Consider the following 18,556-nt stretch of genomic DNA (forward strand, 5'->3'; position numbering starts at 1 on the left):
CTATATAAAGTGCATTGAAAATAATCTTGAAAGTTCTATAATCCTGAGCTGCCTTTCTCCTCCCTCAACATCTGTTATGAATATCTGGAAACAGCAACTTTTATTTTTGCTGATTGCCCTCGTGTCTGTGGCCTTTTTCTGCGTTTATCCTGCCCTTCCACGCATCCTGAATAATCCCGAGCAGTATCTTCAGCTCAATGGCGCAAAAATTGTCATTTCAGTGCTGATCAACTACGCACTAATTTCTTTCTTTTACTTATTGTTTCGCAAAACCTTTATTACCATTTTCTTTAGCCAATTTATTTTCCTATTGCTGATTTTTATCAATACACAAAAAGAAAAATACTTATCGGCCAGTTTAGTCCCGAGTGATTTCTTATTGATTAAAGAAACCTTTGTTGTCGCACCGTGGTTACTTAAATTTTCGGTCCTATCAGGGGTTGCTGTATGTATTGCCCTTATGGTCTTTCTCTACCGTAAAGAACGGCTTGAGAAAAAACGCCTGTTTTTCTCAAATGCTTTACTGTCTCTTTTCGGTTTAGGACTTTTTGTTAGCGCAAATTTTAGTAATAACTTTGGTCAGTTATGTAAACAAAACCAGCTCGGCTGGCTATGTGAATATCGACAAGCTTTTCCCAACACCAAAGGTGATTGGATCGGTGATCATCTCACCATTCAAAAAATTGGTTTTATTCCCTTCTTTTTTTCAAAGTCGATGGATAGTCTGAATACTCGGCTATTTAATACCGAAAATATTCCTGAACCCACCATCAAAGCGCTATATACACCTTTTAGCACCACTCCACCTGTGCTCAAGCAGGCGCAACAGCAACAGCCCAATATTGTAATGATTATGAGCGAGGCACATTGGGATGCACGTCAGTTGGGCAAAAGTATTCCGCAGAACATCACCCCAACACTTGATCGCTACCAAACCTCAAGTTTGCTTTCGCCAAGTTTTGGTGGCGGTACAGCCAATGTGGAATTTGAAGTCCTGACCAGTTTGAATATCTATTTAAATCATAATGAATTAATGTATGTATCCAAACTGAAACGCCCCACTTATTCCTTGGCCACTTATTTGAATAGTTTGGGTTATGACACCACTGCCATGCACAACAGCGGTAAGTTTTTTTACAACCGCAACACGGTTTATCAAAACTTAGGCTTTAATCGCTTTACTTCGCTGGAAAATATGACCAGTGCACAAGATCGTGCCAAATATATCAATCAGGCGGGTTGGGCAACGGATGATTTACTCTATCAATCCATTCACAAGCAACTGAAACAAACGGAACAACCGCAATTTATTTATGCCATTACAGTCGAAAATCACTTTAACTACAATGATGATCGTTATGGCAAGGATCATTTCAACATTGATCAGCAAGGCCTCAGTGAGCGTTCCAAACGTCAACTCAACACCTATCTGACTGGCTTACAGCGTGCGGATCAACATGTTGAACAATTACTGCAAGATTTAAAACAACTGGAACGCCCAACCCTTGTAATTTTCTTTGGTGATCATTTACCAAACTTGGGTCAAGTCTATGATGACTATCATTTCTTTGCTTCAGCTCAGGAAAAAGCTGAAAAGAAAGATGTGAAGTTTTTTAGCACACCTCTAGCCGTCTGGAGTAACTACCCAATTGATCGCAGTCTTTTCCAGCAAAAAAATATTGCAGCACATTTTCTTGCGCCTAAAGTGCTGACAGCAGCCCAATTGCCACTGCCCCCTTATTACCAATTTATCCAAGCTGTAAATGCCTGTTATAGTGCCATTCATCAAACTGGGGTCGAACTCAATCCTGAATGTAAACATCCGCATCCGCAATTGTTAAACCAATACAAAGATTTAAATATGGATGTGTTGAATGGGAAGAATCATAGCTATCAACTGCTGACTCAAAAAGCATCTTAAGTTTTTATGATGCTGTTGAATCTTTTGAACTTTGCTGATCTTGTTGTGAGGGATGAGAGGTTTGATCCCAAGCAGATACCGTTTGTTTTAATTCAGCAGGACGCGGATCACACGCCATGAGTGCAAAGGTCACCACTGCACAAAACAGTATAAAAAATTGAGCCATAAATCCATGCTCCAATAAAATGAATGACATGAAGTTTACATCGCGATCATGAGCATAAAATTAAGCGCATGTTATGGATTGATCTTGATTTGATTAGGTTTTGTAATAAAAAAATGCACCCTGATGGGTGCATTTTTAATGTTTTACATGATTAAGCATATTACCAGCCCAAAGCTTCTTGCTGCTTCTGGATCAGCGCTTGAATGCCTTTTTCAGCCATTTCTAACATGTCATTGGTTTGAGTACGGGTAAACGGTTTATCTTCCGCAGTGCCCTGAATTTCAATAAACTCGCCTGCTTGCGTCATGACAACATTCAAGTCGGTCTGGCAGTTTGAATCTTCTTCATAGCACAAATCTAACAATACTTCGTCTTTAAAAATGCCGACAGAAATAGCAGCAACTAAGCCTTTTAATGGATCATGCTTAATTTTCTTTTGTTCAAGCAAAACATTCATGGCATCAACTAATGCAACTGCTGCACCTGTAATCGCAGCAGTACGTGTGCCACCATCGGCCTGAATCACATCACAGTCAATGGTAATGGTATTTTCACCCAGTTTTTTTAGATCGATCATGGCACGTAAGCTACGACCAATCAAACGTTGGATTTCTTGAGTACGTCCAGACTGTTTACCACGTGCCGCTTCACGGTCACTACGGGTATGCGTTGAACGTGGCAACATACCGTACTCTGCGGTTACCCAACCTTGTCCTTTGCCTTTCAAGAAACGCGGTACAGAATTATCAATACTGGCAGTACATAGCACTTTGGTGTGGCCAAATTCAACCAGCACAGAACCTTCAGCATAACGTGTGTAATTGCGGGTAATTTTTACATCACGTAATTGATCTAGAGTACGTTGGTCGATACGCATAATTCGCCTTTAATCTTGACAGGAATTCGTTGCGCACAAGTATAGCAGATGCAATCTCGTCAAATGGGATATCCACAATCCTGTCATCAAAAAACCCCGTTGAATAACATGCCACGACTTTTTACCCCCAATTTCTGCTGTTTTTTTGGACAAAAAATTTGTTAAACTCTATCAAAACCAGTCGAGAGCTATTATGTCGATTAGAGATGAACGTAAACAACAAAGTCGCCAAGCCCTGCTGGATGCTGTCTTAAGTTTAAGTTCATCAGGAATTTCTTTTAGCAGCATGAGTTTGCGAGAAATTACGCGCCATGTTGGTTTGGTTCCAACGGCGTTTTATCGTCACTTTTTAGATAAAAATCAGCTCGGTTTAGAGTTAATTGATCAAGTTGCCCTACAACATAAACGGGTCTTGCATGAACTCAAGTTAGCCTCCTTACTCCAACAACATACCGACATAGAACCTCGCCTAGATCAGTTTTTTACAGCCGTACAACAACATCCTGAATGGTGGATTTTTATTAGTGCTGAACGTTGGGGCGGCAGTGCTTTATTACGCTATGCGATTGCCCGAGAAATTGAGTATCTGATTGAAGATTTGAGTGATGAACTGAGTGAAGTCGAACCTACTTATGCTGTTCAAGACCTTCAAGTACTGGCTAATCTGCTGATTAATTTATCTTTTAATTGGGCCATGTCTTGGATTAATTTAATGGTTAGCACCGACAACCCACAACTGATACAGCAACGCCTAAGTTTTAAAAATCAAACCGTTCAACAAATAGAGTTGCTGTTTCGGGGCATCATCCATAAGAAATAAAGGCTTCTGCCTATCCTTGATCCCGAAAAGCTCTCATAAAAAAACCTGCAACAATGCAGGTTTTTAACACTTCACAGATTATTTGGCTTTACGCTCTTTCTCAACCAAGTAGCTCACGACTTGCGTCACTTTGGCATCTTCACCCTGTACCACATATTTACCATTCACTACCACCGCAGGCACACCTGTTAACTGGTATTGTCTAGCCAGTTGCTGTGATTGAGCAACTTTCGAGGTAATCATAAATGAGTTAAACATGCTGTTAAATTTAGCTTCAGGAACCCCATATTTGCTAAAGAATTTCGCTTGCGATTTTTGATCAAAAATCTGTTGACCATTCACATGGATCGCATGGAACAAGGGTAAATGGGTCTTTTGACGTACACCTAATGCCTCAGAGACATAGTAACCACGTGCACCCTGCTCCCACACCGGGTTCATGGATGCTGGGGTACGCACAAAACGCACATCTTTTGGAATATTTTTTAACCAAGTTTGCATATGTGGTTCTAACTTAAAGCAATGTGGGCAACCATACCAAAAGAATTCACGCACTTCGATTTTTCCTGGCACTTCAACTTTGCCTGGGTTGGCGACTACCGTATAGTCCTTGCCTGCAACAAAATTCGCTGCCATAACACTACCAGAAAATGCAAATACGGCCGTTGCAAGGCTACCCAAAAGGAATTTTTTCATTGCGTTTGTTGTCCTCTAAATCATTATGATGAGCTTATGCGAAAACTATAAAACAATTTAGTCGATTTCGTTTTCCTTCTGTGAACTTTTTTACTGCTTTTATCGCTTTTTTTAGAATTAACGCTACACTAGCCCTATTGATCTTTATACCAAAACAACTTGATTGAGGTGGCGCAGATGTCGCAATTAAATGTTGATCCGCAAGAAATTGCCAAATTTGAAGCCTTCGCTGCTATATGGTGGGATCAGCATTCTGAATTCCGACCGCTCCATCAAATTAACCCGCTACGCCTCAATTGGATTGATGAACGCGCCAATGGTCTTGCGGGGAAAAAAGTGCTCGACGTGGGCTGTGGTGGCGGCATCTTGGCAGAAAGCATGGCACGCCGTGGTGCAAATGTACTTGGCATTGATATGGGCGTAGCACCACTCAATGTTGCACGGATTCATGCCGAACAAGAAGGCGTACAAAATATCGAATATCGCCAAATTCCAGTGGAAGAATTAGCCAAAGAGCAAGCAGGTCAATACGATGTGGTGACCTGTATGGAAATGCTGGAACACGTGCCAGACCCTGCTTCCATTATTCAAGCCTGCCAAACACTGGTAAAGCCGGGTGGACAGGTGTTTTTCTCGACCATTAACCGCAATCCCAAGGCCTATTTATTTGCCATTATCGGTGCAGAATATATTTTAAGAATGTTAGCCAAAGGCACGCACGATTATCATAAATTTATTAAGCCATCCGAATTGGCGCATGATATTCGTCAAGCAGGACTCAACCTGAAAGACATGACAGGATTACACTATAACCCGCTGACGAAACGCTACTGGCTGGCACCGAATGTCGATGTGAACTACATGGTCTACACTGTAAAAGCAGGTGCAGAATGAAAGCCGTTCTGTTCGATCTCGATGGTACTTTAATTGATACTGCTGCGGACTTCATTCGTATTATTCAAGGCATGTGTCGTGATGCAGGTCGTGAAGTGGTCGATGCTGCGCTCATTCGTACCCAAGTGTCTGAAGGCGCGCGCGCCATGGTCAAACTGGTCTATCCAGAACTTGAAGTGGATGATCCCCTTTTTCTGACCCATCGCCAACGCTTTCTCGATTTATATGGCGCTGAGATTGCAGTGGATACCGACCTATTTATGGGGATGTCTCCGCTTTTGGCAGAATTAGAGCAACACAATATTCCATGGGGAATTGTCACCAACAAACCCCGCGGACTCAGTGAGTCTTTACTGGCTGCGCTGAACCTGACTGAACGTTGTGCCGTATTGGTTTGCCCTGAAGATGTCAGTAAAACCAAGCCTGATCCTGAACCAATGTATCTTGCAGCACAACAATTGCAACTGCCAGCAGAACAATGTATTTATGTGGGTGATCATCCACGGGATATCGATGCAGGTCGCAATGCTCAGATGTACACCATCTTGGCGGCGTATGGTTACTTACCCTTGGCGCACAAAGATGACCTTGCTGCATGGCAGGCAAATTGTATTGTGAACACCGTGACCGAATTACAACACGTGATTCAACAAAAACTCACGCTCAACAGTGCTATAAATACATAAACTTGATGAAGTAAAAATAAGAAGGAGGTGACCATGAAATATTCTGAATATCAACCTCGCCCAGATCTGCTCAAAGATCGCATCATTTTAATTACTGGGGCTGGTGATGGCATTGGTCGTGCTGCAGCACTCAGCTATGCCTTACATGGTGCAACCGTGGTCTTGCATGGTCGCACCTTAAACAAACTGGAAGTCATTTATGATGAAATCGAAAGTTTGGGTGCACCACAACCTGCAATTTTGCCACTGCAATTATCCAGTGCTTCACCACGCGATTATGAATTGTTATACGACACTTTAGAAAAACAGTTTGGTCGTCTGGATGGCATTTTGCATAATGCAGGCATTTTAGGTGAGCGTACCGAGCTTGAGCATTATCCTATTGATGTTTGGGATGATGTCATGGCCGTCAACCTTCGCGCTCCCTTCATTTTGACACAGGAACTGTTACCTCTGCTGCAAAAGTCAGACAATGCCTCGGTGGTTTTTGCCAGTTCTGGGGTTGGACGTCAGGTTCGGGAAAAATGGGGAGCTTATTCGGTTTCTAAAGTTGCGATTGAAGCGGTGAATCAATTGTTTGCCAAAGAAAATCAACACCCGAATGTCCGCTTTAATTGTATTAACCCTGGCGCAACACGTACCGCGATGCGTGCCAAAGCCTATCCAGATGAAGACCCAAAAACCTTAGCCACGCCAGAATCCATTATGCCTGCTTACTTATATTTGATGGGCGATGACAGTCTGCATCTTAGTGGGCAAAGTATTGATGCTCAAGATTAATTTCTTTGCTGTTTAAACCTGAACCAAAAATCCTTTGTTGTTAACAAAGGATTTTTTTACAACCCAGCAATCGTTTTATCTTCTTAATTTGATAAAAATATTCGGTTTTACAAATAAAAACATCTCTCCTAAACTCTATCGACATGCTCAGCAACAAATTTAGGAGGCAATTTCCATGACCGATTTACAGCACAAAGATGAATTGATTCGCTCAATCCAATCCCTACAACTGCCTGAAACGTTGCTACACGCCTTGGATGATGCACAACAAGCGCCTAGCGTGATTGAAGCAATAGACTATTTACAACACTGGGTCGAACAATGGAATTAGACCATTCACTGATCCTGTATAGAAAGGTCTGCCACTGAAAATTTACTGGGTTCTTGCCGCATAAATCGACTGAACAGAGAAAATTGCCCATACAGAAAGATTTTCAAAATGGATGATTTCATGGATAATATTCTTAATTTATCTATTTTTTTAAAGAATTAATCTAATTCCTTCACAGTTTCTCTGCATTTTTTTCGTACATTAAGAACTGTGAAATGAATACATCTATAACGAGGGGTCAACATGAAAAAGACGATGGCGATATTGACCATTTCTTTCAGTGCATTGATGGCAAGCAGCCTGAGTTCTGCTGCCCCCCACTTTGATCATCGTGGGGATGACCATCCACGCGGCAATCAAGGTAAAGGGCGCGACTTTCGTGATTTTGATCAAGATGATGAACGCATGCAAGATAAACGTCGCATGCGTGAAGAACGTGGGGTAAAACGTCTACAGCAGCATCAATGGCAAACGGGTTATGTCATGCCACAACATTATCGTGGTAACGGCTATAAAGTCGGCTACAAAGAACATAACTTACCGAAACCCGCACGTAATCAGCAATGGTACAAAATCAACAATGACTACATTTTAATCGATTCAGGCAGTAATGGTATTTTACGTATTGTGAATGATTAAGTCTTCCACTTTAACCGTTCTGTTTTCGCCAGTCTTACCTCAAGTTAGACTGGCTTTTTTATGGCTGCATTTTCCTGAAGCGCTATGATTCACTGCCCATAAGCCTTAGGCCTAAACGCTGAGACCCTGTTTACAATCTTCGTTTTCTCTTCATCAAATTCACATTTACACAATACTGCTCTCATTTTTTCTCTGCTGTTGTTGGTTACCTTAAGCCTATCGAAAGACATAAAGATACATTGAGGTTCAACATGAAAAAAATCGTTTCTGCTCTCGTTTTTACTTTAGGCAGTGCAATTGCGGCGTCAGCCATCGCAGCACCCGCTTATGAACATCGTTACGATAAGCGCCACTATGCAGAACAACATGATCATGATTGGCACAAAGAAGATGGCCGTTGGAAAGACCAGCGCTATCAACGTATTAACCCAAGCCGCGATTGGCGTGTAGGTCAAACGCTACCTCGTGGTTATGATTCTTCACGTTATGCCGTGGATTATCGTGATGCAAAACGCTTGCACAAACCTACACGTAATCAACAGTGGTACAAAATTAATGGCGATTATGTCTTAGTCAACGAACGCAACAACCGCATTATTCATATTCTGAGTTAATGCTTACAGCCCTCCAGATAAATTCCTTCCCCCTCGGCACCTTAACGAAAGTTAAGGTGTTTTTTTATCTAAGATTGTTCGCCTGTGAGTTTTTTGATTAGAATCTACTATTGATCAGTTTTTTTGAGATAGGCATGCAAGCGAATTCGAACGATGTTTCACAAAGCACAACCTTACAATATGTGCACTGGTTTCGACATTCTGCACCCTACATCAATGCACACCGTAACAAAACCTTTGTCATTATGTTTGATGGTGAAGCGGTTCTACACGAAAACTTCCAACATATTATTCACGATATTGCTTTGCTCAACTCATTGGGTATTCGGCTGATTTTGGTACACGGCGCGCGTCAGCAAATTAATCAGAATTTAAAAAGTGCTGGACTCAGTACCCCATTTCATCAACACCGTCGCATTACCACCCGAGAATCTTTGGGCTGTGTGATGAATGCCGTGGGTTCAGTTCGCCTACAAATTGAAGCGTTGTTGTCTATGGGTTTGGCCAATTCGCCGATGTATGGCGCGCGCATTGATGTCGTTTCAGGTAATTTTATTACTGCTAAACCGTATGGCATTCGGGATGGTATTGATTTTCAACTGACAGGAGAAGTCCGCAGTGTCGATACCGATGCCATTCAAAAACATCTGCAACAACACAATATTGTAATGCTCGGTCCAGTAGGATATTCCACAACGGGTGAAGTTTTTAACTTACCTGCAGAAGAAGTGGCAACCAAAACCGCCATTAGCTTAAAAGCGGATAAATTGATTTTTCTAGGCAAACAGCATGGTCTACTCAATGAACAAGGTCAGTTACAACGTGAAATTACCCCGCAACGCCTAGATCAGTATATTTTGCAATCTCAAGAGCATAATCCTGAACTGGCGCAGCAACTCCGCAGTGCACAAAACGCCTCACTCAAAGGGGTGCATCGTGTGCATCTGATTTCCTATACCTATGATGGGGCTTTACTCGAAGAACTGTTTACCCGTGATGGTTCAGGCACGATGGTCACGGATGCGCATTATGAAGATGTGCGCATGGCCAATATTCAAGATGTCGGTGGACTGATCAATTTACTACGCCCACTCGAAGAAGATGGCATCTTGGTCTACCGTTCACGCGAACGACTGGAAACGGAAATCGAACAATTTGCAGTAATTGAACGTGATGGCATGATTCTGGCCTGTGCAGCCCTGTATCCAATCCCTGCGCAAGAACATGAATTACGTAGTGCTGAAATTGCCTGCGTAGCCGTACATCCAAGCTACCGAAAATCCAATCGTGGTAGCCAAATTCTGCACTATTTGGAAGGCAAAGCCCGCAGTATGGGCATACAACAGTTGTTCGTCCTGACCACACGAACAGCGCACTGGTTTTTAGAGCATGGCTTTGAAACCGCCAATGTCGATGATTTACCCAATGCCCGTCAGGCACTGTATAACTATCAGCGCAATTCATTGGTGTTTAAAAAGCGGATTTAATCCGCTTTGCCCATTTCAACAACATTCACATGGATCACAATGACTTTACCTAGATCACAAAAGGCGAGGTAAAGTCTATCTGAGATTAACCTTTCCACCTAAGCATTCACCTATTCATGTGCCATCAGCTTAGCAGCATTTATGCAATGCATATCGTCCAGCGTACTAATTCAGGCTGAATGCTATATTCCGCTACGGCATAAACTTATACAGATAGCTTAATTACAAAATAAATCTAATATTTTCAATGAATTAAATAAATACAAATTGATATTCTATTTTTCTTATAAATCAACTTTAACGCTAAGTTTTGCATTTTTTTATTTATCTTTTTTTTTCATGACCAATCCTTGTTTTTTTATTTTTTTCGCAAAAGAAAGCGCTATAGCGTATCTGCTCAAGCTTATCGCAACTTAAATTACAACGGAGCACGTCGAACATGAGCAAGCCATCTTTTACTTCAACACGTCCATGGATCCTTTTGACTGTTGTGGCTGGTAGCATGCTCATGGCTGGCTGTAGCCCAAAAAAAGTTGAGACCACCACTTTAAATATTGGTTTTCAAAAGTACGGCATCTTACCGATTGTGAAAGCACGTGGCACTTTAGAACAAGCTTTGGCCGCACAAGGCGTGCAGGTGAAATGGGTCGAGTTTCCAGCAGGTCCACAATTACTGGAAGGGCTGAATGTCGGCAGTGTAGCTTTGGGTGAAGCCGGTGAAGCACCTCCCATTTTTGCCCAAGCTGCCAATTCAAATTTGGTCTATGTCGCCAACCAACCTGCTGCACCGCAAGCTGAAGCCCTGATTGTGCCGAAAAGCTCGAACCTTAAAAGCATTCAAGATTTGAAAGGTAAACGCGTGGTGCTGAACAAAGGCTCCAACGTACATTATTTACTGTTAAAAGTGCTTGAAGCCAATCAGCTCAAACTCTCCGATATTGACGTGGTGTACCTGCCACCTGCGGATGCTCGTGCCGCCTTTGAACGCGGTGCAGTCGATGCATGGGTCATTTGGGACCCATTCTTTGCCGCAGCCGAGCAACAGTTGGGAGCACGCGTACTCGCTACGGGTAAAAATCTAGTTAGCAATCATCAGTTTTACTTAGCAGATCGCAAATTTGCACAACAACATCCTGACCTTTTAAAAACAGTGGTGAATGAATTAAATCAGACCACCACGTGGGTCTCACAGCATCAACAACAGGCGGCTCAGTTACTACAACAACCTACAGGCTTGCCCGTTGAAGTCTTAAACCGTTCGATTTCTCGCATGGGATTTGGAGTTCAACCCATTTCTGAAGAAGTGGCAAAACAACAGCAATTTGTCGCAGACGCTTTTTATCAACAAAAGCTGATTCCAAACAAAATTGACATTCAAACTGCGCTCTTAAAAACGACACCATAATAATGAGGAACAGCAAAATGAACTCGCTTAAAACAATAACTTTCGTTGGCATTACTGCACTGAGCCTTGCGCTGAGTGCTTGCCAAAAATCTGAATCGAGTCAGACCCAAGCTGCCACTCAAAATAAAGCTGAATCGGTAGATACGCTTTCTATTGGCTACCAAAAATCTTCCCTAAATTTGTTGGTGGCACGTCAGCAAAAGTTGTTTGAACAGGAATTTCCTCACGCCAAAATTGAATGGAAAGAGTTCCCTGCGGGTCCACAAATGTTAGAAGCTCTAGCGGTAGGTGCTGTTGATTTTGGTGCCGTCGGCAATACTCCTCCCATTTTTGCTCAAGCAGCAGGTAAAGACTTAAGTTATGTCGGTTATGAGCTAGTGCCTGCCAACTCTCAGGCATTACTGATTCCCAAAAGTAGCGGCATTCAGTCCATTCAAGAGCTAAAAGGCAAACGCATTGCGGTACAGAAAGGTTCAAGTGCGCATGAGTTACTCGCCAAAATTTTGCAAAAAGCTGGCTTAAGTTGGCAGGACATTCAACCGATTTGGTTACCCCCTGCCGATGCACGCGCCGCTTTTGACAAACAGTCGGTTGATGCTTGGGCCATTTGGGAACCCTACCTCAGCGCGGCTGAGCAAGATGCACATGCCAAAGTGCTGATTGATGGGACTGCCTTCCCCAAAACCTACTCCTTCTATATTGGTAACCCAAAATTCATCGCGGCACATCCTCAAGCGACTTCACAGTTTTTACATGGCTTGAATCAGGCCGATCAATGGGTATTAAAAAATCAGCCGCAAGCCTTAACTGTCTATACCCAAAGCACAGGTTTACAGACTTCAATTGCCCAACGCGTGATTGATAAGCGCCTGAAACCATCGCCGATTCATACCTTAACCCTTGAAGTGGTACAAGCGCAGCAACAAATCGCAGATCTGTTCCAACAGGTTCAATTGATTCCGAAAAACATTCAAGTTCAAACCACCGTTTGGGCAGCACCTAAAACCCACTAATCTGTAGAAATTGTAAGGATATTGATAATGAAAATTTTCTGGTTTATTCCCACACATGGTGACAGTCGTTATTTAGGAACCAGCAAAGGTGCGCGCCAAGTCGATCATGCTTATATGAAGCAAATTGCAGTTGCAGTGGACAATTTAGGCTATGAAGGTGTGCTGATCCCAACGGGACGTTCATGTGAAGATCCATGGATTACTGCCGCCAGTTTGATTGATGCAACCAAAAATCTGAAGTTTTTAGTGGCACTACGCCCAGGAGTGACTACACCTGCATTAGCTGCGCGTATGGCTGCCACGTTTGACCGTTTATCCAATGGACGTGTCTTGTTAAATCTTGTGACGGGTGGTGACGAACAAGAGCTTAAAGGTGATGGCATTTATGAAGACCATGCCACCCGTTATGAAACTGCCAGCGAATACACCCAAATTTGGCGTGAGATTCTGACCCGCTCACACACAGGCGAATCTTTCAGTTTTCATGGAGAACACTTAAAAGTTGATGATGCCAAATTACTCTATCCACCTGTGCAACAGCCTTACCCACCTTTATGGTTTGGTGGTTCTTCAGAAGCAGCGATTGAACTGGCAACCGAACAGGTTGATACCTATTTAACGTGGGGTGAACCACCTGCAGCAGTCAAAGAAAAAATTGAAAATGTCCGTGCGAAAGCCTCTGCAAAAGGACGCCAACTTAACTACGGTATTCGTCTGCACGTCATTGTGCGTGAAACCAATGCAGAGGCATGGCAAGCGGCCGATGAGCTGATTCAGTATGTCGATGATGCGACCATTGCTGCGGCACAACAAAAGTTTAAGCAAATGGACTCTGTGGGACAGCGTCGTATGGCTGAACTACATAATGGTGATCGTAGCAAACTTGAAGTATCACCAAACTTATGGGCAGGGGTTGGACTGGTACGTGGTGGAGCGGGTACCGCTTTGGTAGGTGACCCGCAAACTGTGGCAGATCGAATTCAGGAATATGCAGATTTGGGCATCAGCACCTTTATTTTTTCTGGCTATCCGCACTTGGAAGAATCTATTCGTTTTGCTGAATTGGTCTTCCCACTCTTACCACTTGAAACGCGCAAAAAATTGTCGCAACCAAATCTGACTGGCCCCTTCGGAGAAATTGTCGCCAACAATTATGTGCCGAATCAGACCCCAGTTTCACGTCCAATTAAGGAGCCTGCCTAATGTCCAAAAGTACTGCGGCTGAAACTTTCCCAAAACGGAAAGTTTCACGTGGAACAAACTTTGGGCAGCGTTTGCTGCCTTGGTTGTTCCCTTTTTTACTGATTCTGGTCTGGCAAATTGCATCTAGTACAGGTTTGCTACAGAGTCGCATTTTACCTGCACCGACTGCGGTCATTAGTGCCTTCTGGCATTTACTCATCAGTGGTGAACTTTGGCATCATGTCAAAGTCAGCGCAGGACGTGCCTTATTAGGACTGGCTATCGGTGGTGGCTTCGGGTTGCTGTTAGGATTACTCAATGGCTCGTCTAAAACGGCCTCGACCCTACTCGACACCACCTTGCAGATGATCCGCAATATTCCTGCCCTCGCCTTGATTCCGTTGGTGATTCTCTGGTTTGGCATAGATGAAACTGCAAAACTGTTTTTGGTGGCAGTTGGGGTATTTTTCCCAATTTATATCAATACCTACCACGGCATTCGTTCGGTCGATCCTCAACTGATTGAAATGGGCAAAAGCTACGGTCTCAGCCGATGGGAACTGTATAAAAATATTATTTTACCTGGGGCGATGCCCTCCATTTTGGTCGGCTTACGTTTTGCCCTTGGCTTGGTTTGGGTCTTACTCATTGTTGCGGAAACCATTTCTGCCCAAGCGGGCATTGGCTATATGACCATGAATGCACGTGAATTTTTACAGACCGATGTGGTTCTGGTCGGCATCTTACTCTATGCCCTATTAGGTAAACTGGCAGATGTGCTAGCGGTCAGCTTAGAAAAATATTTATTGCGCTGGCACCCGGGCTATCAAAAATAAGGAGCCGAAGATGACAGATCTCAGTATTGGCCAGCATGTTGCTGAACAGATTCAACACCCACAATCACCACAGGCAGATATCCAACCGAAAGCCGTAATTGGTGCAGAAATTCTGATTGAACAACTCTATAAGTTTTATGGTGATGTCAAAGTTCTTGAAGATTTAGATCTCCATATTCAACCTGGAGAATTTCTTGCTATTGTTGGACGTAGTGGTTGTGGCAAAAGTACCTTATTAAGACTGATTGCTGACTTAGAACAACCGAGCTACGGCGAAATTAAATTTAAATCGGCACGCCATTTGCGTGAAGGCATTACCAGTGACGATATTCGGGTTATGTTTCAGGACCCACGTCTGCTGCCTTGGCGCAGTATTGAACAGAATGTACAGCTTGGACTCAACAAAGACGCGCATGCACATGCCACTGCATTATTAGAAAAAGTCGGTTTAAAAGAAAAAGCGCCTCTTTGGCCTGCGCAACTTTCAGGCGGACAGCGCCAACGCACCGCACTCGCACGGGCACTGTCTCATCAACCCCGCGTGTTGTTATTAGATGAACCACTTGGTGCTCTCGATGCCTTAACTCGATTAGAAATGCAAAATCTGATTGAAAAGCTATGGCGAGAACAAGGTTTTACTGCCGTTTTAGTGACCCATGACGTTAGTGAGGCAGTACAACTGGCCGACCGTATCATTCTACTCGACAAAGGCCATATTGCCCGTCAATTTCAGGTTAACTTACCCCGCCCACGTGAAAAAAATCTGCATTTCGCTGAACTTGAACAGCAAGTCTTAAATGCCGTTCTCTCCACTTAAATGATATTTTTGCTCCAAGCTTAAACCCAAGCTTGGGGCAAAAATGCTAAGTGAAAAGGGATCAATCGCATTCGCAGCACTGTCATCAAACTGTAATATTTGAAATAAAAAATGACCCAAATTGATGCATTTTCCCGCTCCGCTATCCTTTTGATTTTTTTAATGGAATGAATGTGAAATCGCGCACTGTTTTTTATCCGTAAAATACAGGATTTCATCAAATTACCTGATTTGTTGATGCACAAATCTGATGATTTGCCGTACAATTTGAGCTTCCCTGAATTTTTTAAAGCTACGAATGGAACAAAAAAAGAGTACTCAAAAGCGCCATCAATTGCTGAATGCCGCACTTGATGTTTTTTCCTTATATGGATTTAACGGGGCTAGTTTAGATGAAATTGCTCAACTTGCAGAAATGCATAAGTCGAACATTTTTTACTACTATGAAAATAAAGAAGCACTGTATGTTGAAGTGCTAACCACTGTTTTACAAAAATGGTTAGCGCCTCTGCAAATGCTCGAATCAGAGCTTGAGCCGACAGAAGCCATTACCAATTACTTAATGCAAAAAATTGAGCTGTCGCGCACTCAGCCCAAAGCATCACGTTTGTTTGCCTTAGAAATTATCCAAGGTGCACCGCATATCTTAGAAATTCTCAAAGGACCGCTTAAAAAACTGGTCAAGCGTAAAGCCAAAGTCATTAGCATGTGGCAAGAACAAGGTAAAATTTCAGCAGATATCGATCCTGAATTGCTCATTCTCAATATCTGGGCTGTGACGCAAAACTACGCCGACTTTGCGACTCAAATGGAAATGGTAACAGGTAAAACCTTGCGCAACCGCAGTATGCAACAACGCGTCATTCAACATACGGTCCATATGATGCTATACGGCATTCTACCGCGTGAGCAACACAACTAAGCCCTATATTGATTTTGGCATACGACCATAGACGCCTATGGTCGCCGAGCCAATTAAGCCGAAATAGACTGATATAACGACAATAACTTTTTCGCCCCGAGCATTAAATTTTCTTCCCAATCAAGATGCGCACTATCGTCTGCACCATCAGTAATATATTTGACTGAAATTAAACGTACCCCCAGTTTTTTACACACTTTGGCCATCGCATAACCTTCCATATCAACCAAATGACATGGGACTTTCGGTTGACCTGTCTCAAAGCTATCCCCTGTTCCACACACACCCTTCGGCAAATGGGCAAAATAAGGTTCTAGATCAATCGCCGCAGGATGGTCATGATCCATAGGCGTTACCCCCACGGCAAAACCGAGCGGTGAAACATCCATATCCCGCTGTACAAAGCTGGTCACTTCAACCAATGCATGACGCTCAAAGTGCGAACTGCCCGCACTACCAAGGTTTAATAAAGTTTTGCAGCCTGTCGCCTGAATCACTTCAAAGGCTTTAAATGCCGCATTAACCTTGCCAATGCCACTGTAATGCACATCAATCTGTGCTTGCTCAAATAAACCTTTCGACTCATTTGGTAGAGCCATAATCAGCGCCAAAGAAGATTTCATTGCACTACTCAAAATCAGAATTGTGCTATTAAAAATCAAAACCACCCCGTGTGCAAATTCTCCCGTCATCTACATCTCCATTTTTTGCCCACAGCTAGATGCGGTTATTTTTGTTGCAGATACAGATTTAAACATGGTGAGAAGAAAAGCCGTCCTGCATAAAACCCAGCCATGGTTTTGCTCATGACCACTCCCCATAACAGCATCAACAAGATTGCCAAGCCATAGCCTGTATTCAGTAACCAATGAAGCTGCAATTGCTGGGCAAGTTGCAACGTTGCCAAACTGAATACGCCTATCCATCAGGTTATGACACAAGTCTTGTTAATCGGTATTAAAGTTAGCTCTATTCATTTTATTTTTTATAGGTCTTTATGTGGTGTAAAACCAACTACATTTGCACCACTATCTTGATTTTTTAAACCTAATTCTGAGCAAACGATTGCATATATTTTTGTAGGAAATCCCCCATCAAAGCTCCATTCATTGCCATTTTTTTCCATATCAACTCGGCCTGAAATATTAGGATATTTATAGCCAAGTTTATTCACGGTAATGTGCTTTGCTAAATATTTACTATATTCAAAATTTTTACTACGCATCTCATTTATTAGATTATATAGCTCTGTAGCGTCAGTTTCAGATAAGCCATGTTTTAGTTGCAAGATTTTGATATTATTCATTTTCAATTCAAGATAATATGTCAGTTATAAGAGTATCCTAGTTTTTGTAATAATGGAAAAATCTCTCTAAATTTTTCAGGTTCTAAAAGTATATCTGCAATACGAATAGCAAACTGTTGGTAGCTTTCAGTACCTTGCGAATATTTACTCATTTCAGATATACCGTCGCTTTGCTCGGTTAATCTCGTTAAGGTGTAAAATAAAGATTTGTCATCAGGGAAAAAGCAAGGCGAAAATTTTAATAGTGCTCAATCGCTCGTAGACACTCGCTCGGTTAAGTTTTATTTTTACTCCAATAATTTAACTCTTTAGATGGTGGAGAGGATAAAACTGGATTTTCAATGTGCAGTACTAAGCTATGTCCTGTTTCACATACCTGTAAATAAAGATCAAAAGATGTCGTGATACTAGGGTCTATTGAGGCTTGTATGGCAAAAACTTGTTTCAGTTGTTGGATGTGGTATTCAAGAAAAGCTATTTCTGTCCCAAAACTCGATAAACTTCTTAAATTACGCTGAAAGTTTTGTAAGCTACTAATATCAGGCGGTAAGTTAAAACACGTTACATCCACGACCCAAGGATGGACTTCATGTAAGTAGGGGCGAATAACCTTAACGCCATCTCCTCGATCACGTTCTTTGAAAAAGGGTTCTACAGGAAGGCAATATAGATGGCTTTGTTCTCCATCAAACATTGAAAAAATCAACGTATTGTTGATTAGCATTTCTTTTGTGACACCTTCTAATAAGCGTTTTTCAATTTCCTCATAAATCACATCCATTTGTTTAAGTTCTTTATCTTCTTCTACTTTGAAACTTAAAAAATAGTCCATAATTCGATTTAAAAAGATCGTTTCTCCTGTTCCTGCAATTGCTCCTAAACTCCATAACTTGATTTTCGCTTCATCATCATGAAATAGACGCATGTCTCCTGTTTCTATATCACAAACCATCGCTCGCTTATCTGCTGCAATCAATAGGCAATCTCCCAAATGGGCAGAGACAATCATAGTCATATGCAAATTTTCTTAGTTTTAAGGAATTATGTTATTTTAGTCACATAATTAGACAACTTGCATAACTCATAAACCGAACAATCATTTGCTGTAATTCTGCACCGACATTTTTTGATATTTCATGCATAATTTATGCATGAAATATATTG

General features: G+C 42.2%; 22 protein-coding genes and 1 pseudogene. 15 read left to right on the forward strand and 8 right to left on the reverse strand.

The genetic code is table 11. The features are described 5' to 3' along the window. Positions 1-76: 76 nt before the first annotated feature. Positions 77-1,921 carry an LTA synthase family protein gene (locus tag DCO44_RS14660; protein ID WP_116763167.1) on the forward strand — a complete coding sequence of 615 codons (1,845 nt, stop codon included), beginning with the start codon at positions 77-79 and terminating at the stop codon, positions 1,919-1,921. A gap of 4 nt (positions 1,922-1,925) precedes the next feature. Here the strand turns inward: DCO44_RS14660 and DCO44_RS16680 are convergent, their stop codons facing one another. Next, a complete protein-coding gene (locus DCO44_RS16680; protein ID WP_165815730.1) occupies positions 1,926-2,087 on the reverse strand; it encodes a hypothetical protein in 162 nt (53 codons plus the stop codon). A 160-nt stretch (positions 2,088-2,247) separates the two neighbouring features. After that, positions 2,248-2,964: a ribonuclease PH gene (rph, locus tag DCO44_RS14665; protein WP_116763170.1), complete on the reverse strand. Its 717-nt coding sequence runs from the start codon at positions 2,962-2,964 to the stop codon at positions 2,248-2,250. A gap of 193 nt (positions 2,965-3,157) precedes the next feature. Between rph and DCO44_RS14670 the strand changes: the two genes are divergently transcribed. Continuing rightward, on the forward strand, positions 3,158-3,784 hold the full coding sequence (locus DCO44_RS14670; RefSeq protein WP_116763172.1) for a TetR family transcriptional regulator: 627 nt from the start codon (positions 3,158-3,160) through the stop codon (positions 3,782-3,784). Between the two features lie 78 nt (positions 3,785-3,862). Here DCO44_RS14670 and DCO44_RS14675 read toward each other — a convergent pair whose 3' ends face one another. Continuing rightward, entirely contained in the window at positions 3,863-4,480 is a 618-nt protein-coding gene (locus DCO44_RS14675) for a thiol:disulfide interchange protein DsbA/DsbL (protein ID WP_116763175.1), read from the reverse strand. 177 nt (positions 4,481-4,657) lie between these two features. Between DCO44_RS14675 and ubiG the strand changes: the two genes are divergently transcribed. The 13 genes from ubiG (at position 4,658) to DCO44_RS14735 (ending at position 16,086) form a co-directional block, all read left to right on the forward strand. Continuing rightward, positions 4,658-5,374, forward strand: a complete 717-nt coding sequence (gene ubiG, locus DCO44_RS14680; protein ID WP_116763177.1) for a bifunctional 2-polyprenyl-6-hydroxyphenol methylase/3-demethylubiquinol 3-O-methyltransferase UbiG — start codon at positions 4,658-4,660, stop codon at positions 5,372-5,374. Continuing rightward, complete coding sequence (locus tag DCO44_RS14685) at positions 5,371-6,060, forward strand: HAD family hydrolase (protein ID WP_116763179.1); 690 nt, start codon at positions 5,371-5,373, stop codon at positions 6,058-6,060. Before ubiG ends, DCO44_RS14685 begins: the two co-directional genes overlap by 4 nt. Positions 6,061-6,093: 33 nt before the next feature. Further along, a complete protein-coding gene (locus DCO44_RS14690) occupies positions 6,094-6,840 on the forward strand; it encodes a YciK family oxidoreductase (RefSeq protein ID WP_116763181.1) in 747 nt (248 codons plus the stop codon). 175 nt (positions 6,841-7,015) lie between these two features. Beyond that, a complete protein-coding gene (locus tag DCO44_RS16685) occupies positions 7,016-7,171 on the forward strand; it encodes a hypothetical protein (protein WP_165815731.1) in 156 nt (51 codons plus the stop codon). A 243-nt stretch (positions 7,172-7,414) separates the two neighbouring features. Next, positions 7,415-7,810: an RcnB family protein gene (locus tag DCO44_RS14695; protein WP_116763183.1), complete on the forward strand. Its 396-nt coding sequence runs from the start codon at positions 7,415-7,417 to the stop codon at positions 7,808-7,810. Positions 7,811-8,061: 251 nt separating this feature from the next. Further along, complete coding sequence (locus DCO44_RS14700) at positions 8,062-8,424, forward strand: RcnB family protein (RefSeq protein WP_116763184.1); 363 nt, start codon at positions 8,062-8,064, stop codon at positions 8,422-8,424. A gap of 134 nt (positions 8,425-8,558) precedes the next feature. After that, a complete protein-coding gene (gene argA, locus DCO44_RS14705) occupies positions 8,559-9,911 on the forward strand; it encodes an amino-acid N-acetyltransferase (RefSeq protein ID WP_116763186.1) in 1,353 nt (450 codons plus the stop codon). 439 nt (positions 9,912-10,350) lie between these two features. Then, positions 10,351-11,316, forward strand: a complete 966-nt coding sequence (locus DCO44_RS14710; RefSeq protein ID WP_116763188.1) for a sulfonate ABC transporter substrate-binding protein — start codon at positions 10,351-10,353, stop codon at positions 11,314-11,316. A gap of 17 nt (positions 11,317-11,333) precedes the next feature. Next, a complete protein-coding gene (locus tag DCO44_RS14715; protein ID WP_116763190.1) occupies positions 11,334-12,329 on the forward strand; it encodes an aliphatic sulfonate ABC transporter substrate-binding protein in 996 nt (331 codons plus the stop codon). A gap of 27 nt (positions 12,330-12,356) precedes the next feature. Further along, the gene (gene ssuD, locus DCO44_RS14720) at positions 12,357-13,532 is read left to right on the forward strand and encodes an FMNH2-dependent alkanesulfonate monooxygenase (RefSeq protein ID WP_116763192.1); all 1,176 of its coding nucleotides are present in this window, start codon (positions 12,357-12,359) and stop codon (positions 13,530-13,532) included. Further along, positions 13,532-14,347, forward strand: coding sequence for an aliphatic sulfonate ABC transporter permease SsuC (gene ssuC, locus DCO44_RS14725; RefSeq protein ID WP_116763194.1), 816 nt, complete (start codon positions 13,532-13,534; stop codon positions 14,345-14,347). The genes ssuD and ssuC overlap by 1 nt, the downstream gene beginning before the upstream one ends. A gap of 10 nt (positions 14,348-14,357) precedes the next feature. Continuing rightward, positions 14,358-15,164, forward strand: coding sequence for an ABC transporter ATP-binding protein (locus DCO44_RS14730; protein ID WP_116763196.1), 807 nt, complete (start codon positions 14,358-14,360; stop codon positions 15,162-15,164). Between the two features lie 298 nt (positions 15,165-15,462). Next, on the forward strand, positions 15,463-16,086 hold the full coding sequence (locus tag DCO44_RS14735) for a TetR/AcrR family transcriptional regulator (RefSeq protein WP_116763198.1): 624 nt from the start codon (positions 15,463-15,465) through the stop codon (positions 16,084-16,086). A gap of 53 nt (positions 16,087-16,139) precedes the next feature. Here the strand turns inward: DCO44_RS14735 and DCO44_RS14740 are convergent, their stop codons facing one another. From DCO44_RS14740 to DCO44_RS14755, 5 genes and pseudogenes are all read right to left on the reverse strand, one after another. Beyond that, positions 16,140-16,709 (reverse strand): 5'-nucleosidase, encoded by a 570-nt coding sequence (locus tag DCO44_RS14740; RefSeq protein ID WP_116763207.1) that lies wholly within the window; start codon positions 16,707-16,709, stop codon positions 16,140-16,142. 104 nt (positions 16,710-16,813) lie between these two features. Continuing rightward, positions 16,814-16,993 carry a hypothetical protein gene (locus tag DCO44_RS14745; RefSeq protein WP_116763200.1) on the reverse strand — a complete coding sequence of 60 codons (180 nt, stop codon included), beginning with the start codon at positions 16,991-16,993 and terminating at the stop codon, positions 16,814-16,816. Between the two features lie 78 nt (positions 16,994-17,071). After that, on the reverse strand, positions 17,072-17,392 hold the full coding sequence (locus DCO44_RS14750; RefSeq protein WP_116763202.1) for a hypothetical protein: 321 nt from the start codon (positions 17,390-17,392) through the stop codon (positions 17,072-17,074). 20 nt (positions 17,393-17,412) lie between these two features. Next, positions 17,413-17,547 (reverse strand): annotated as a pseudogene (locus DCO44_RS16900) (RepB family plasmid replication initiator protein); the annotation flags it as partial. A gap of 119 nt (positions 17,548-17,666) precedes the next feature. After that, positions 17,667-18,407 carry a hypothetical protein gene (locus tag DCO44_RS14755; RefSeq protein WP_116763203.1) on the reverse strand — a complete coding sequence of 247 codons (741 nt, stop codon included), beginning with the start codon at positions 18,405-18,407 and terminating at the stop codon, positions 17,667-17,669. Between the last annotated feature and the right edge of the window lie 149 nt (positions 18,408-18,556).

Source organism: Acinetobacter sp. AM, from assembly GCF_003105055.1.
GTDB lineage: Bacteria > Pseudomonadota > Gammaproteobacteria > Pseudomonadales > Moraxellaceae > Acinetobacter > Acinetobacter tibetensis.